Genomic DNA, 15,375 nt, shown 5'->3' with positions numbered 1-15,375 from the left:
GACATTCGTCCGCTCAGCGAGGCCGTGGTGAGTCGGATCGAAAGCGTGCAGGAAGATTCCTTGTGAGGTTCGTTGAAGGGAACTGGCGCAAGCCATCTCGGAATCGCCAGTGGATGAGGTGTCTTCTTTTCCCGCACTGTACGATTTGAGTTCCGAACGGCAGGTCAAGCAGGAACCTTGCCAGTCCGGCGGACGTCTCAGGCAATCTTGCCTTGCGCGAAACTGCCGGTTTTCTTTTGTGTGGAGCCTGACGGGCGGCCGATTCGCCGGTCACCAGCTCGGCGCGCATTGCAGTTCGGTCAAGGCGCAACAATCAGACGTGGACAGACTAAGCGGACTTCGATATGAATAGCAAACAACGCCGCAAAGCCTACCGAAAGAGCCCCTACCAGATCGAAACGACATGGATGTTCAGGGGCGCGCAGGTGATCATCACGCGCATTGCAAGCCCCACCGCCGTCATCGTCGAGTTTGAGGGAGCCGGAGCACGCACGCATGTCCCCACGCGTGCACTGGAGCCACGCGGCCCTAACGGAAGCATGTTCCGCCCGCTGCCGTAGTTTCTCGGCCTTCCCCGCATCGGCACTTGGCGGGACTGGCATCCTCGTCGTGTGCGTCGTTGCAACGTGTGGCTGCCCGACGGGTGGAATGGGTCGGGAGGCTTATCGAAGCACGCTGCTGCCGTAGCTGGTGCGGACGCTCGGTGCGAGTGACGGCGACCGCGCCCTATCTGTGTAGCAATTCTGGCCCTCCGGTGTCGCCGGTACCGGGGAAGGGAAACCAACGGTCATTGCCAGAGGGCCCCTCCATCGGGAAACCCCGGGCGCCTATGCTCCCCGTACGGCCGACCCGACGGTCACGGCGGCTCCAATGCGCGTGGCGCGCGCGGATGCGGGCACGGCGGCTGGCCGCGTGACCATCCTCGCCCCGCGTTTCCTGGTTTTCCATCGATGGCCGGAAGGTCGCACGCGACGCCAGCAGCCCCCAACCTCTGAGTGCGCAAAAGGTAACTTTTGAGTTTGCCTTAGAAATTGGCTGATCTTGATAATTAGCATCAGCGGGATGGCACCTGTCGCATCACAGCCATACGCACTATTACCTAATGCTGCATTGCGACAATCCGTCTGCTACAATTCGGGAAAACCCCATAAGGGTAATCCCTGAAAGGAAGGACGCCATGAACACCCAATCCGATATCAAGCTGACCGATCAACTCGAACGTGACCTCATCGAGCGCGAGCTCGGCGCCCAAAGCATGGGCTTCGGCAACGACGTGAAGCGCGTGATTGCCTCGATCCAGAATGTTTTCACCCGCCTGCAGGCGGAAGCGCGCAAGGCGAAGGTTGCCTACGCGAACGGCTGATTGGCCGGGAAGTCTGAACGTAGTAGCGGGTAGATAGCTGTAGTTGGTACCGAAACGCGGTGCGTTGGCGCCGCGTGGGAATGAGAGCCGACCCGCCACACACGTGCATCGTGTGTGGCGGGTCGGCTTTTTTGTGCGCGATTTACGGTGTGATGTCGATGCTGTCGACGCGATCGGGATAGAACGCGAGGTAGCCTGCAATGGCCGACACGGCCGGGTAGGGGGACTCATAGGTCCAGACGGCATTCTCGGCGCGCGCCCCGCCGGTGGGGATACTGTAGTAGGCGGCATCCCCCTTGTAGGGGCAGTAGCTGCCATGTGAGGTACGCGACAGTTCAGACATGTCCACGTCCTCGCGCGGCACATACTGAACAGCCGGATAGGCTGCTTCCTGAAGTGTCAGCGCGTTTCGGGTATCGGCAATCACTTTGCCCGCGACTGTTACAACCACACGGCTGCCCTGGCGGGTGATGGTGATTGGGTGGTCGGGACCGGGAATCTTGATGGGTTTGTCTGGCATGGGGGCCTCATCTGGCTGGCACAGCGAAAAAACTGGCGCGGCAACGTTGCCGCGCCTTGCGCTGACATCGACATACGGACGAACAGGAACCTCATGCCGCCAGCGCCAATGATGAAAAAACCGCCACGGAGGGTGACGTGAGGCCAGAAGAGAGGGATCCTTGGCCTCGGAGAAAAAGATAGCAAGCGCCATCGTTCCAGGAAAGCGTTCTCACGGAACACACTTTTCGAGGGCGTAAAACAATAGCCCCGTCACGGTTTCGCGACGGGGCTATTGTTTTGCAGTTGCTTTGCGAGGCGGATGCGACGTCAGGCGCCAGACTGCTCTTCGATCCAGAGCGACAGCCGGACCTTGTAGGCTTGCTGGATATGGCGCCGCGCGATCTGCTCGGCCCGCTCGGGGTCGCGGGCTTCCAGTGCCTGGACCAGCGCCATGTGTTCCTCATACGAGCCACGCGCGCGGCCTGGAACGGCCAGCGTGGAGCGCCCCAGCAGTGCCATGGATTCGTGCAGCGAGCGCAGCGTCTTCAGCAGATAGCGGTTGTGGGCGCAGCGGTGCAGCGTCTCGTGGAACAGGCGGTTGTTCATTGCCAGCTTGTCGGGATCCTCGGCGAACGAGAGGTCGCGTTCGACGATATCGCGCAGCAGCGAGATCTCCACGTCGGTGGCGTGGCGTGCGGCCAGCGCAGCGGCGGTGGACTCGAGCACCTCTCGCATGACGTAGAGTTCACTGACCATGCTGGCGTCGAGGCGCGTCACGATCATGCCCCGATTGGGTTCATTGACAACAAGCCCTTCTGACTCGAGCCGCGACAGCGCCTCGCGCACTGGCGTGCGCGACAGGCCCAGGGATTCCGCGAGTTCGACTTCTCTCAGGCGGGTGCCGGGCGGCAGTTGACCTGCCTGGATGGCCGATCGCAACTGTTGATAGGCGCGCTCGGAGCGTGGCAGCGAGGCGTTCTGATCGCCGTCGGCGCCGGCGACGAGGTCCGTAGGAAGCATGGAGTCGTGAAGTGGGGATCTGCAACTTCGCCACAGGCAGCGAAGTTCGCTATTCAATCAACTGGTTAATGATGCGAGACAACCCAGGGCCATCCGGTGGCCGTCGCGCGTTCCTGCCAGCATGGCTGGAACGGGAATGGACAGAGACGGCACCGGGAAGAGGGAGATTCTACCTCGCATGCCGGCCCTCGGACCTCCAGGCGCAATATACGCCCCATCACGCCGCGGTTAATCCTGCTTTGCCCGACTAGGGCGTCAGCGGTGTCTGAAGCACGCTCATGCCGAGACTGGTCAGTCCCAGGCGCCCGCGCACGCCCAACTTGCGATAGACGCTGGCGACCCGGCGGCGAATGTCGTCGGCCGCCACGCCAAGGCGTCTGGCAATCTGCATCTCGGTGGCGGATGTCAGCAGCAGCAGGAATACCTCCTGCTCGTAGGGATCGAGCAGCCCCAGCAGGTCCGGCGGCAGGAGATATGCGCACGCTGGCTGCCGAAGGATCGTGACATCGCGCGCGGTGCCGAGTCGCAATTGATGTGATTCCAGCCAGCGTGCCGACCACGAGAAGTGGATGTCACTTCCATCCCGGTGCCGGTAACGGTTCTCGAAGCCGGTGCGTTTGTGGCCGGCCAGCACCTCGCTGGCTTCCTTGATGGTGCGATCGCGGTCGCGCTGGACCACAAGTTCGAGCATGGTTTGTCCGATGAGGTCGGACTGCGCAAAGCCCAGCGAATCGTGACATCGGGGGTTTACGTACCGGATGATGCCGGTCTTGTCGACGAGGAAGACGGCGTCTGGCTGGGCATCTGCCAAGGCATGGATGGTGTCTTCCGACAGGATGGGCTTTGCCATGGGGCGATCAACCGGGCACGGAGAAATCACCGCAAGGCAGGTTGCATGTCGCCATGGACTAGCGTCCCAGAGGAATGTCGATGTGCGGATCGTAGCGCAAATGGATGCGGATCGAAACGAAAAAGCCGGCCTTCGGGCCGGCTTTCTCCGTTCCGCGACAAGTCGCTCAGTGCGTGAGCTTCAAGCGATAGTCCACCGCGTACGGCAGTTTGCCCGGCTTTGCCGATCCAAGCGGTTGTGACAGCGCCGTGAATTCCGTTTCGTTCAGCGCATCGAGCCGGCCCAGTGAAGCTGCCGTCTTGCCATTGCTGACCACGGTGTCCGGCGTCAGGGCAACCATTGCCTCCGCGGCCGCGTGGACGGCGGTCAGGTAGCTGGGGGTGTCATTCAGGTTCACCTTCTTCAGGTCCACCACCGTGCGCAGCCAGTCGCCCCAATAAAACTCGGTGAACTCGGTGGCGTCCGCCAGTTGCTGATAGCCGATGTCGCGCGCGAAGTAGACCAGTGCGCGGTACGGGTCGTCATTGAGCCCGTTGCCAAGGCCGAGGGAACGCGGAAGGTCGGCCGGGTACGACGGGCGGTCACCATCCTTCGACCAGACCAGCTTGCGCTCCCGCAGCGTGCGGAAGAACGCGGCGCGGCTCAGGGTCGACAGGTTGTCTTGCACGCGCACGTAGATCTTGGTTTGCGGACCACCGCTGACGGCTTCCCACAGCGAGGTGAACGTGTGATGGCCATCGGTCAGGTAAGGCTCGCCGTAAGGGCCGACCACCAGTGTTTTCATATCGGCCGGCTTATCGCCAATCGCCTTCGTGCAGGTGAACGAGGCCAGCGTATCGATGCGGGAGTTGGCATCCGACGTCTTGGTCTTGTTCTGGCCGTTGGCCTCGCAAACGTCGTCAAATCGCTTCACGGGGTCGGCGGCGTAGCGGCCCAGCTTGTAATAGATCTGGTCGCGGCCGATGGCGGGTTGCGTCGGGCGCAGATCGGCCAGTGTGACGAGGATGACGTCGTTGGCCTTGGCCGAAAGGTAGGTCGAGACCGGTGCGGCGGCGGGCAGGGGGGCGCAGACACCAGGCAGCAGTTGCTGGGAGCCCGGGACCTGGCGCAACTGGTAGGCCAGTTTGTTGCTGACCGGCAGCCACGCCAGGCCTGCGCTTTGCGACAGGCCGTTGACCGTTTCCTGCCACGAGCCAGACACCAGGCCGTTGGTCGTGCTGCCGGCAAGGCTGTTGTAGGTGAGCGTGACGTCCGACGGGATGTTGTCCGCAGCCAGCGTATTGCCCGCGATCGAGACAATGTTCCGGCGCGTGCGGCCTGTACCGACGTTCTTGCTGTCGAGTTCGGGCTCTGCGCAGAGCCAGTCGCCATTGATGCCGTTGGCTGTCACGGGCGCGGCGGAACGCACGACCCAGCTACCTGGGATGCTGCTGGAGCCGGCTCCGGTTTCATCGACGAACAATGCGACGCTGCCTTGCTGCCGACCGACGAACAGGCGGCCCACCTTGGCGCCGGCAACCGTCAGGGAAAATGCGCCCGGATAGCGGACCTGGTCGGCGTCGGGAGAGAGTTGGCCGGATTGACCACCCGCGCAGGTCGCGCTGTAGCTCTGTCCCGCGCAGACGCGCACCGAGCCATCCGATTGGATGCCAAGCTGGCCCGCGATTGCGGTGCCCCCGGCCTGGCGCATATAACTGTAGGTACCGGCGATGTCGGCCAGTTGCGCGCCACGGTTGGCGGCCGATACATAGCCTTGCAACAGCGCGCCATTGCCAGCGACGAGGTTCGGTACCTGGCCGAGCGCGCCGGACAACACGCTGTCATCGAGCGTGAAGCTGAAGGTCACGGTCGACGCGGCCGTGGCCAGGGCGGCAGGGACATCGTTCGAGCTGGCCGCGAGGTTTTTCACGCGGTAAGTATTGCCGTCGACCGAATACTGGCCGACCAGTGTGCCGGCCAGACCGAAACGGGAGTCGAGGAAGCGTAGCGTCAGTTGCCCGGCCGCCGGCTGGTCGAGTTCGATGGATACGGTATCGCCAAAGCTCACCGCCCCAACGTAGAGCGAGCCGCCCGCCAGCGGCTTGACCACCGCAGGCTGCGTCGTGCCGCCGTTGCCATTGCCGTTACCCGAGCCCGTGCCGCCGGTGCCGCTGTTGCCGCTACCCGCGCCGTTGTTGCTGCTGCCGGTGTTCGCCGTGCCATTGTCATCGCCGCCGCACGCGCTCAGCGCCGCCGCCGCGAGTACCAGCATCGTTGCGCCAATACCCTGCCGAACCCAAAGTCCCGGTGTCCTCGCCCTGCTTCCCATGTCCGATTCCCTTTTTTGACTTGTTGTTGAACGTGTGCGCTTGGCGACACGTGGTCGCGCGCCAGTCTAGGGAGCGGGAATGACAGACTCGTGACAGCCTGCCAATCGGACAGGACATGGGGTGTGCAACACGCGGCGGACGCGGGTCCGCCGCGTCACTCGATTACTTGGTGGTGTATCCGCCGTTGATGAGGATCGTCTGGCCCGTGATCCACCAGCCATCGCTCACGAGATGCCGAATGAAGGGCACGACGTCCTCGATGTCGGTCAGGCCGGTCTTGCTGAACGGCGAGAGCGCAGCGGCGGTCTTGTGATAGGCCACGGCTTCCGGGCCTTCTGCGGGATAGAAGAACGGCGTATCCATTGGGCCGGGGCCAACGGCTGTCACCGAGATGCCACGCTCGCCGAACTCCTTCGCTGCCGCCCGCGTGAAGTGTTCGACGGGTGCCTTGGTGCCGGCGTACGACGCATAGAACGGCGTGAAGGCGCCCAGCAGCGATGTGACCAGCGTGACGATCTTGCCGTTGTCGTTGACGTGCTTGCCGGCCTCCTTGAGGAAGAAGAACGCCGACTTGCTGTTGATGGCCGTCATCTCGTCGTATTCCGCTTCGGTGACCTCGGCGATCGGCTTCTTGAGGACCTTGCCGACGGTATTGATGGCGATATCGGGCCGACCTATCGCGGCGACCGTGTCGGCGAAGAGCTTCTCCACGGCCGCAGCCGTGGTCAGGTCGGCTTGCAGCGTGATTGTCCTGGCGCCGGCTTTTTCGATCGCGGCCGCCGTGGCTTCGGCCTCGGGTTTGGTCGCCGCGCTGTTGTAGTGAATCGCGACGGCCTTGGCGCCCTGGGACGCGAGGTCGCGGGCAATCAGCCCGCCGAGATTCTTGGCGCCGCCTGCGATGAGTACAACCTTGCCCTGGATGCTGTGCTTGGACATTTCAGACCTCCGATAAGGGATGAGGGTGAGGGGGTATCCAGCACTGTAATAAGCAACCTTTCATGGATAAACTTGCCTGTAGCGAATGAACTATCCATGTTTTCTTACCAATATCCATAGCACCCCATGGACCGGATCGAGCAACTTCGGATTTTCCTCCGCGTGGCACACAGCGGCGGCTTCACACTGGCGGCGGATCAACTGGGACTGCCGCGGCCGACCGTGTCGCTGGCCGTCCAGCAGTTGGAGGCCCGCCTGGGTGTCAGGGTGTTCAACCGCACGACGCGGCGGGTGAGCCTGACCCGGGACGGCGAGGCATTGCTCGACCGCGCCATGGCGCTGGTGGCGGATAGCGAGGAACTGGAGCAGCAATTCCGGCCACATGGCGCGGTCCTCAGCGGGCGCTTGCGCGTCGATATGCCCAGCCGTATCGCGCGGCGGCTAGTCGCGCCAGCCTTGCCGGACTTTCTTGCACGGCATCCCGGCCTGACGCTCGAGTTGGGCTCGAGCGATCGGGCTATTGATCTGGTGCGGGAGGGCGTCGACTGCGCGCTGAGGGTGGGAGAGATGACGTCGAGCAGCCTGGTGGCCCGGCCGCTCGGGGTATTGCGAATGATCCACTGCGCCAGCCCTGCGTATCTGGCGCGCCACGGTGTGCCGCTGAAGCCTGAGGACCTGGACCAGCATCAGGCGGTGAACTACGCGTCGCCAGCCAGCGGACGCATTGCGCCCTGGGAGTGGAGGGACGCAGGCGAGGTGCGGACGCTGAAGATGAACGGGCCGGTAGCGGTCAACAATGTGGAAACTTACATCGCCTGCTGCCTGGCCGGTCTGGGCTTGATCCAGATTCCAGCCTTCGATGTCCGGGATCATCTGGTGGCAGGCGAACTAGTGGAGGTCCTGTCGGATTGGCCCGTGCCGCCCATGCCGGTGCAACTGGTCTATCCGCATCGACGCTTGCTGTCCCGCCGAACGCAGGTATTCAGTGAATGGCTGGCGAGGGTGCTGGCGCAGCATATCGAGTAGGCGGGGCCCGCATTCCTCCGCAGCATCCCCGCCCGGCCGTGCGTTTGACGCGTTTCGGCGGCTAGTGCGCTGGTGGTTCGATCCCCGCCGCGCGGGCACGCCGTCGCCGCGACAGCATATTCAATCCCTCGACCGCGCTCGAGAACGCCATCGCCGTATAGATATAGCCCTTGGGCACGTGGTGGCCGAGGCCATCGGCGATCAGCGTCATGCCGATCATGATCAGGAACGCCAGCGCCAGCATGACGATGGTTGGGTTCTGATTAATGAAGTTCGCCAGCGGCGTGGCGGCCACCAGCATCACCACCACTGCGGCAATTACGGCCACGAACATGATCGGCACATGGTCGGTCATGCCGACCGCCGTGATGATGCTGTCGATCGAGAAGACCAGGTCCAGCACCAGAATTTGCCCGATCGCGGCGGCGAAACCGGGAGCGGTGCTCCGGGCGCTCTCGGCATTCTCGTGCTCGTCCTCGGGCGACACGTGCTGGTGAATCTCGCGTGTGGCCTTCCAGACCAGGAAAGCGCCGCCGGCGATCAGGATGATGTCGCGCCAGGAAATCCCCTTGCCGAGCACCGTGAACACCGGCTCGGTCAACGCCACGATGACCGCGATCGTGGCCAGCAGCGCCAGTCGCATGATCAGCGCCAGGCCGATGCCGATACGTCGTGCCTTTTCGCGGATCTGCTCGGGAAGCTTGTTGGTGAGGATCGAGATGAAGATCAGGTTGTCGATGCCAAGCACGATCTCCATGGCCACCAGGGTGGCCAATGCGGCCCAGGCGGCCGGATCGCGCAGCAGTGCGAGCAGCGTTTCCATGCGAACTCCTTGAAGGGGTGGGCTTGGGCCGCTGGCCCGCAAGCGGACGACTGTCGACATGGTAGCGCACAGCTTGAGGCTGGCGTAGCCGATACAGCAAAGATTGAGGTTGTCGAACGGCGATTGTGAAATATAGTATGTGATATATCAAAACTAACCATCACTCAGCAATCACAACCATCGAGGAGACAACCGATGAAAATTTGTATCTACGGCGCGGGCGCCATCGGCGGCTATATGGGCGCGCAACTGGCGCTGGCCGGGGCGGACGTCAGTTTCATCGCCCGTGGGCCCCATCTGGCGGCGATGCAGGCAAACGGCGTGCGGTTGCTGATCGAAGGCGAGGAACGGGTGGCCAAGGTCCGTTGCGCCAGCGACCCGCGTGAACTCGGCCCGCAGGACTATGTGTTCATCACGCTCAAGGCGCACCAGGTGCCTGGGGTGGTGGACCTGATGCAGCCGCTGCTCGGGTCGGACACTGCGGTGGTGACCGGCGTCAACGGCATCCCGTATTGGTACTTCCATCAGCACGGCGGCGAGTTCGCGGGGCGCACGCTGGAAAGCGTCGACCCTGGCGCCCGCCAATGGAATGGGCTGGGCCCCGAGCGAGCCATCGGCTGTGTGCTGTATCCAGCCGCCGAAATCATCGCGCCGGGCGTGATCAAGCATGTCTATGGCAAGAAATTCCCGATCGGGGAGCCGGACGGCACCCGCTCCGAGCGCGTGACCCGTCTGGCAGAGATGATGGCGCGGGCGGATATGGACGCCCCGGTGCGCGACAACATCCGCGACGAGATCTGGCTCAAGCTCTGGGGCAACCTCTGCTTCAACCCGATCAGCGCCTTGACGCATGCGACGCTCGACATCATTACGTCGGACCCGGCCACGCGGGCGCTGTCGCGCCAGATGATGCTCGAAGCGAAGCACATCGCCGAGAGCTTCGGCGTGCATTTCCGGGTAGACGTCGAACGTCGCATCGACGGTGCCGGTGCGGTTGGCGCCCACAAGACATCGATGCTGCAGGATCTGGAGGCGGGCAGGGCGATGGAGATCGACCCGCTGCTGACGGTGGTGCAGGAGATGGGCCGAATGATCGGGCAGCCGACACCGATGATCGACGCGGTGCTCGGACTGATCAAGCAACGTGACCGGATGGCCCTGGCAGCGCCTTCAGGCGCGGCGCCAATGGCCAAGGCAGCCTGAAACGCGGACGGTCTGCCGGAAATCGGCGACAATCGGCATTGTGGTCAATGTGATATACGATATACGAAAGGTCGGATTCGCCCCTTTCCGGGCCAGAACTCGCCGCATGCGGCGGGATTGATGCGCGAAACGCATGGCGTCATGCCAAACTTGACGTCATGCGCCACGCGCCAACCTGGTCCTGAATCGGCGAGTGCCATCGGCGGCCATCTGGGTCGCCGGGGCACCGGCCATTTACGAGTGCACTCATGTCTGCCCAAAGCCAAACCGACGTCCAGCCGACTTCCGGCCTTACCCTTTCACTGCAGCCGATCAATGCGGGTGCCAGCCTGCGTGACCAGGCCTACGCGATGCTGCGGCAGGCTATTGCCGATGCCGACATCTACCAGTCGCGCGACGAAGTCCGTCTGGACGAGCGCGTGCTGTCCGAAGCGCTCGGCGTTAGTCGCACGCCGATTCGCGAAGCCATGACCCTTTTGGAGCAGGAAGGCTTCCTGCGCACGGTGCCGCGCCGCGGCATCTACATCACGCGCAAGACCAAGCGCGAGATCGTCGAGATGATCCAGGTCTGGGGCGCGCTGGAAAGCATGGCCGCGCGGCTAGCCACGCTGCACGCCAGCGACGAGGAAATCGGCAAGCTGCGCCATATGTTCGACAGCTTCCGCGATGCCACGCCGGCCGAGCATATCGAGGAATATTCCGACGCCAACATCGCCTTCCATCAGGCGATCGTGCAGTTGTCGAAGTCGCAGATCATCATGGACTCGATCAAGAATATCTTTGTCCATGTGCGCGCGATCCGGAAGATGACGATTTCGCAGAGCGACCGCGCCGCGCGCTCGATCGTCGATCACCTGCGGATCATCGAGGCGCTGGAGAAGCGCGATACGGAGTTGGCCGAGCGGCTGGTACGCCAGCACTCGCTGGATCTGGCGGACTACGTCGAGAAGCACTGCGATTTTCTGGATTGAAAGGGGACAGGGCGCGGAGGTTCAAATCGCGACTTGTCGGTGATCGAGCCGCTGTCCCTCTCCCCTGGCCCCGCTCCCGCAGCGCGGGAGCGGGGATAACTGCCAGACCAACCTACCGCATCGCCGCCGCCATCGTATTGCCTAGCTCCGCTGGAGACGCGGCCACGTGGATACCCGCCTCGCGCATTGCTTCGATCTTCGCCTCCGCCGTGCCCGTGCCGCCCGAGATGATGGCGCCAGCATGGCCCATGCGGCGGCCCGGTGGCGCCGTGGTGCCGGCGATGAATCCGACCACGGGTTTGCGGGTGCGCGCGTCGCGCAGGAATTGCGCGGCTTCCTCTTCGGCTGACCCCCCAATCTCGCCGATCATGATGATGCCTTCGGTCTGGTCATCGGCAAGGAACAGTTCCAGGCTGTCAATGAAGTTCGTGCCGTTGACGGGATCTCCGCCAATGCCGATGCAGGTCGATTGTCCAAGCCCCGCTGCCGTGGTTTGCGCCACCGCTTCGTAGGTCAGCGTGCCCGAGCGCGATACCACGCCGATCCGTCCCGGCTTGTGGATGTGCCCCGGCATGATGCCGATCTTGCACTGGCCAGGCGTGATGACGCCCGGGCAGTTGGGCCCGACCAGCCGGCTGGCGGAGCCGCTCAGCGCCCGCTTGACGCGCACCATGTCGATGACGGGGATTCCTTCGGTGATGCAGACGATCAGTCCGATGCCGGCATCCACGGCTTCGAGGATCGCATCGGCGGCGAACGGCGGCGGGACGTAGATGACCGACGCATCGGCGCCGGTGGCATGGGCGGCGGCCGATACGGTGTCGAACACCGGTAGCCCCAGATGCGTCTCTCCGCCCTTGCCGGGCGTGACGCCGCCAACCATCTTCGTGCCATAGGCCAATGCCTGCTCCGAGTGGAAGGTGCCTTGGGCGCCCGTGAAACCCTGGCAGATCACGCGCGTATGTTGGTCGATTAGCACGGCCATTTCACTTGCCTCCTTTCTTCTGATGGGCCCGGACCGCGGCCACGACTTTCTCTGCCGCGTCGGCGAGATGATTGGCCGATAGGATCGGCAGTCCCGAATCGCGCAGGATGGTCTTGCCCAGTTCGACATTGGTGCCTTCCAGGCGCACCACCAGCGGCACCGTCAGGTCGACATCGCGCGCGGCGGCGATCACGCCTTCGGCGATGACATCGCAGCGCATGATGCCGCCGAAGATGTTGACCAGGATGCCTTCCACCTTGGGGTCGGCCAGGATGAGCCGGAACGCCGCCGTCACGCGCTCCTTGGTGGCGCCACCGCCTACGTCGAGGAAGTTGGCCGGCTCGCCGCCGTAAAGCTTGATGATGTCCATCGTGGCCATCGCCAGCCCCGCGCCATTGACCATGCAGCCGATGTTGCCGTCGAGCCGCACGTAGTTCAGCGCGTGCCTGGCGGCTTCGGTTTCGGCCGGGTCTTCCTCGCTTTCGTCGCGCATCGCTTCGATATCGGGATGCCGGAAAAGGGCGTTGTCGTCGAAGTTGAACTTGGCGTCGAGCGCGATCACGTCGCCGCTGCCTGTCACCACGAGCGGATTGATCTCGACAATCGAGGCATCGAGTTCCGTAAATGCGCGATAGGCGGACAGGATGAAGCGCGTGGCCGCCGCTACCTGCTTGCCGGACAGGCCCAGCCCGAACGCCAGGCGCCGGGCATGGAACGGCTGGATACCACTGGCCGGATCGATCGCCACTTTCAGGATCTTCTCCGGGGTATGCGCGGCAACCTCCTCGATTTCCATGCCGCCTTCCGTGGATGCCATGACGGTGATGCGTGATGTGGCGCGGTCGATCAGCATGCCGAGATAGAGCTCGCGCGCGATGTCGCAGCCTTCCTCGATATATAGCCGCCGTACTTCGCGCCCGGCCGGCCCGGTCTGCTTGGTCACCAGCGTGGCGCCCAGCATCTGCGAGGCGTTTGCCTGCACCTCGTCGATGGACTTCACCACGCGCACGCCGCCCTTGCCGGATGGATCGCCGGCAAACCGGCCCGCGCCGCGTCCACCGGCGTGGATCTGCGACTTCACCACCCAGATGGGGCCGCCCAGCTTGCGTGCGGCCTGCGCAGCTTCTTCGGGGGTAAATGCCACGCAGCCGTTTGGCACGGCGACGTCGTAGCGCCGCAGCAGCTCCTTGGCCTGATATTCGTGAATGTTCACGTGTCTCCTCGCTTGTCTGTCACCGTGGCCGCAGGTCGGGGCCCGCCTGTCCGGTTTTGCACGGCGTGAAATATGGTATGTGATATATCAAAAAGAAAATCAAGCTGGATTTGATGCTCAGGGCCGGTGGAGGAGGCTGTCCGGGTGGCAGACAGGCTTCAGAAGACGATCGCATCAATGCCTTGTCATTGATCGGAAAGCGGCATTTTTTGCGGGTTAACGCCGAAGAGAGTGGTCCTGCATGCTGCGGTGCGTCGTTGAAAGTCGGCAGCCGCCAGCATTTTGTTCTTGTCGTTTGGTGGTATATCACATACCGTATGTCATCAAGATCGGCTGCTTTCCGAAGCGCAACGATCTGCGATCCGACGATCCAGTCCAAACGAGGAGACAAAGACATGTCCGCTGTCGTATCCACCCGGCCCGAGACCACCACGGCTGAAGACACGCTGAAGCAAAAGTCCCGCGACGCGGGCGTCATATCCGGCGGCCATCTGGTGGCTCGCGCCCTCAAGAACGAGGGGGTGGATACGATCTTCACGCTGTGCGGCGGGCACATCATCGACATCTACGACGGTTGTGTGGATGAAGGCATTCGCATCATCGACGTGCGCCACGAGCAGGTGGCCGCGCACGCAGCAGATGGTTACGCGCGCCAGACCGGCAAGCTGGGCTGCGTTGTGACCACGGCAGGTCCTGGCTGCACGAACGCCGTCACGGGCGTGGCCACCGCCTTCCGTTCGGAAAGCCCGATCATCCATATCGGCGGCCAAGGTGCGCTGTCCCAGCACAAGATGGGATCGCTGCAGGATCTGCCGCACGTGGACATGATGGCGCCGATCACGAAGTTCGCGGCCACCATTCCCAGCACCGAGCGCGTGGCCGACATGATCTCGATGGCTGCCCGCGAGTGCTTCAACGGCGCGCCGGGGCCGGCCTATCTGGAAATCCCGCGCGATGTGCTGGATCGTGAAGTCGATGTATCGCGTGCCGTGATTCCGCGCCCGGGCCACTATCGCGCCTCGACGAAGTCGATCGGCGATCCGCGCGACATCGAAAAACTGGCCGACATCCTCGTCAACGCCGAACGTCCGGCAATTCTCTATGGCCAGCAGGTCTGGACCGCGCGCGGGCATGAGGAAGCTGTCGACCTGCTGCGCGGTCTCGATATCCCCGGCTATTTCAACGGCGCCGCACGTGGCCTGCTGCCTCCGGGCGATCCGCATCACTTCGACCGCACCCGTTCGCAGGCATTCGCCAATGCCGATGTGCTGGTGATCGTCGGCACGCCGTTCGACTTCCGCATGGGCTACGGCAAGCGCATAAGCAAGGAAATCACGCTGGTGCAGATCGACATGGACTACCGCACGGTGGGCAAGAACCGCGAGATCGATCTGGGCCTGGTGGGCGATCCGGGCGCGATTCTTGGCGCGGTGCTGCAGGCGGCCAGTGGCCGGATCAAGAACGATAAGCGCCTGGCGCGCAAGAAGTGGATGGGTCAGTTGACGGAAGCCGAAGCCGTTGCCACGGAAAAGCTGATGCCGCTGTTCAAGTCGGAGAACAAGCCGATTCACCCGTATCGCGTGGCCTACGAACTCAACGAGTTCCTGGCCGACAACACGATCTATATCGGCGACGGTGGCGACGTGGTCACGATTTCCGCGCAGGCGGTGCGTCCGCGCCGTCCGGGCCAGTGGATGGACCCGGGCGCGCTCGGGTCCCTCGGTGTCGGTACCGGCTTTGCGATCGCAGCAGGCGTGGCCAATCCGGGCAAGGAAGTCCTTTGCTACTACGGCGACGGATCGTTCGGCATGACCGCGTTCGACATGGAAACGGCCAACCGCTTCGGCGTGCCGTACCTGGCCGTGATCGGCAATAACTCGGCGATGAACCAGATCCGCTACGGCCAGCTTGCCAAGTACGGCGACGACCGTGGCAATGTCGGCAACCTGCTGTCCGACGTGCCGTTCTCCAAGTTCGCCGAGATGCTGGGCGGATATGGCGAGGAGGTGCGCGAGCCGGGCCAGATTGCAGGTGCGCTGCAGCGCGGCCGCGAGTCGATCGCGAAGACCGGCAAGTCCGCCGTCATCAACATCTGGGTGGACCCGCGCGAGTACGCGCCGGGCACCAAGAACCAGACCATGTACAAGTAAAGGCCGGTCGCCAGCACGACATTGC

General features: G+C 63.4%; 13 protein-coding genes. 5 read left to right on the top strand and 8 right to left on the bottom strand.

Translation table 11 applies throughout. From position 1 onward, the window contains the following. Positions 1 to 1,177 precede the first annotated feature (1,177 nt). Positions 1,178 to 1,363, top strand: a complete 186-nt coding sequence (locus D769_RS29690; protein ID WP_008652329.1) for a hypothetical protein — start codon at positions 1,178 to 1,180, stop codon at positions 1,361 to 1,363. Between the two features lie 142 nt (positions 1,364 to 1,505). On the opposite strand, the gene D769_RS29685 is transcribed toward D769_RS29690, so the two are convergent. The 5 genes from D769_RS29685 to D769_RS29665 all read right to left on the bottom strand — a co-directional run bounded on the left by D769_RS29685 (position 1,506) and on the right by D769_RS29665 (position 6,979). Continuing rightward, on the bottom strand, positions 1,506 to 1,883 hold the full coding sequence (locus D769_RS29685; RefSeq protein WP_008652328.1) for a DUF427 domain-containing protein: 378 nt from the start codon (positions 1,881 to 1,883) through the stop codon (positions 1,506 to 1,508). Between the two features lie 308 nt (positions 1,884 to 2,191). Then, positions 2,192 to 2,884, bottom strand: a complete 693-nt coding sequence (locus D769_RS29680; protein ID WP_008652327.1) for a GntR family transcriptional regulator — start codon at positions 2,882 to 2,884, stop codon at positions 2,192 to 2,194. 247 nt (positions 2,885 to 3,131) lie between these two features. Then, positions 3,132 to 3,734, bottom strand: coding sequence for a PAS domain S-box protein (locus tag D769_RS29675; protein ID WP_008652325.1), 603 nt, complete (start codon positions 3,732 to 3,734; stop codon positions 3,132 to 3,134). A gap of 166 nt (positions 3,735 to 3,900) precedes the next feature. Next, positions 3,901 to 5,985: a ParB/Srx family N-terminal domain-containing protein gene (locus D769_RS29670; RefSeq protein WP_008652324.1), complete on the bottom strand. Its 2,085-nt coding sequence runs from the start codon at positions 5,983 to 5,985 to the stop codon at positions 3,901 to 3,903. Between the two features lie 220 nt (positions 5,986 to 6,205). Further along, positions 6,206 to 6,979, bottom strand: coding sequence for an SDR family oxidoreductase (locus D769_RS29665; RefSeq protein WP_008652323.1), 774 nt, complete (start codon positions 6,977 to 6,979; stop codon positions 6,206 to 6,208). A 126-nt stretch (positions 6,980 to 7,105) separates the two neighbouring features. Between D769_RS29665 and D769_RS29660 the strand changes: the two genes are divergently transcribed. After that, positions 7,106 to 8,005 (top strand): LysR family transcriptional regulator, encoded by a 900-nt coding sequence (locus tag D769_RS29660; protein ID WP_008652321.1) that lies wholly within the window; start codon positions 7,106 to 7,108, stop codon positions 8,003 to 8,005. Between the two features lie 61 nt (positions 8,006 to 8,066). Here the strand turns inward: D769_RS29660 and D769_RS29655 are convergent, their stop codons facing one another. Then, positions 8,067 to 8,828, bottom strand: a complete 762-nt coding sequence (locus D769_RS29655; protein ID WP_008652320.1) for a TerC family protein — start codon at positions 8,826 to 8,828, stop codon at positions 8,067 to 8,069. Positions 8,829 to 9,023: 195 nt separating this feature from the next. Here D769_RS29655 and D769_RS29650 point away from each other — a divergent pair, with 195 nt between their 5' ends. After that, positions 9,024 to 10,031, top strand: a complete 1,008-nt coding sequence (locus D769_RS29650) for a 2-dehydropantoate 2-reductase (RefSeq protein WP_008652316.1) — start codon at positions 9,024 to 9,026, stop codon at positions 10,029 to 10,031. A gap of 248 nt (positions 10,032 to 10,279) precedes the next feature. Beyond that, on the top strand, positions 10,280 to 11,002 hold the full coding sequence (locus D769_RS29645) for a GntR family transcriptional regulator (protein ID WP_008652314.1): 723 nt from the start codon (positions 10,280 to 10,282) through the stop codon (positions 11,000 to 11,002). A 112-nt stretch (positions 11,003 to 11,114) separates the two neighbouring features. Here D769_RS29645 and sucD read toward each other — a convergent pair whose 3' ends face one another. Further along, positions 11,115 to 11,987, bottom strand: coding sequence for a succinate--CoA ligase subunit alpha (gene sucD / locus D769_RS29640; protein ID WP_008652312.1), 873 nt, complete (start codon positions 11,985 to 11,987; stop codon positions 11,115 to 11,117). Position 11,988: 1 nt separating this feature from the next. Next, positions 11,989 to 13,200, bottom strand: a complete 1,212-nt coding sequence (gene sucC, locus D769_RS29635; RefSeq protein WP_008652308.1) for an ADP-forming succinate--CoA ligase subunit beta — start codon at positions 13,198 to 13,200, stop codon at positions 11,989 to 11,991. A 395-nt stretch (positions 13,201 to 13,595) separates the two neighbouring features. Here sucC and D769_RS29630 point away from each other — a divergent pair, with 395 nt between their 5' ends. Further along, positions 13,596 to 15,350 (top strand): thiamine pyrophosphate-binding protein, encoded by a 1,755-nt coding sequence (locus D769_RS29630; RefSeq protein ID WP_008652307.1) that lies wholly within the window; start codon positions 13,596 to 13,598, stop codon positions 15,348 to 15,350. Positions 15,351 to 15,375 lie beyond the last annotated feature (25 nt).

It is taken from the genome of Cupriavidus sp. HMR-1 (genome assembly GCF_000319775.1).
Classification (GTDB): Bacteria; Pseudomonadota; Gammaproteobacteria; order Burkholderiales; family Burkholderiaceae; genus Cupriavidus; species Cupriavidus metallidurans.
This window is presented reverse-complemented; position numbering and strand designations above follow the sequence as displayed.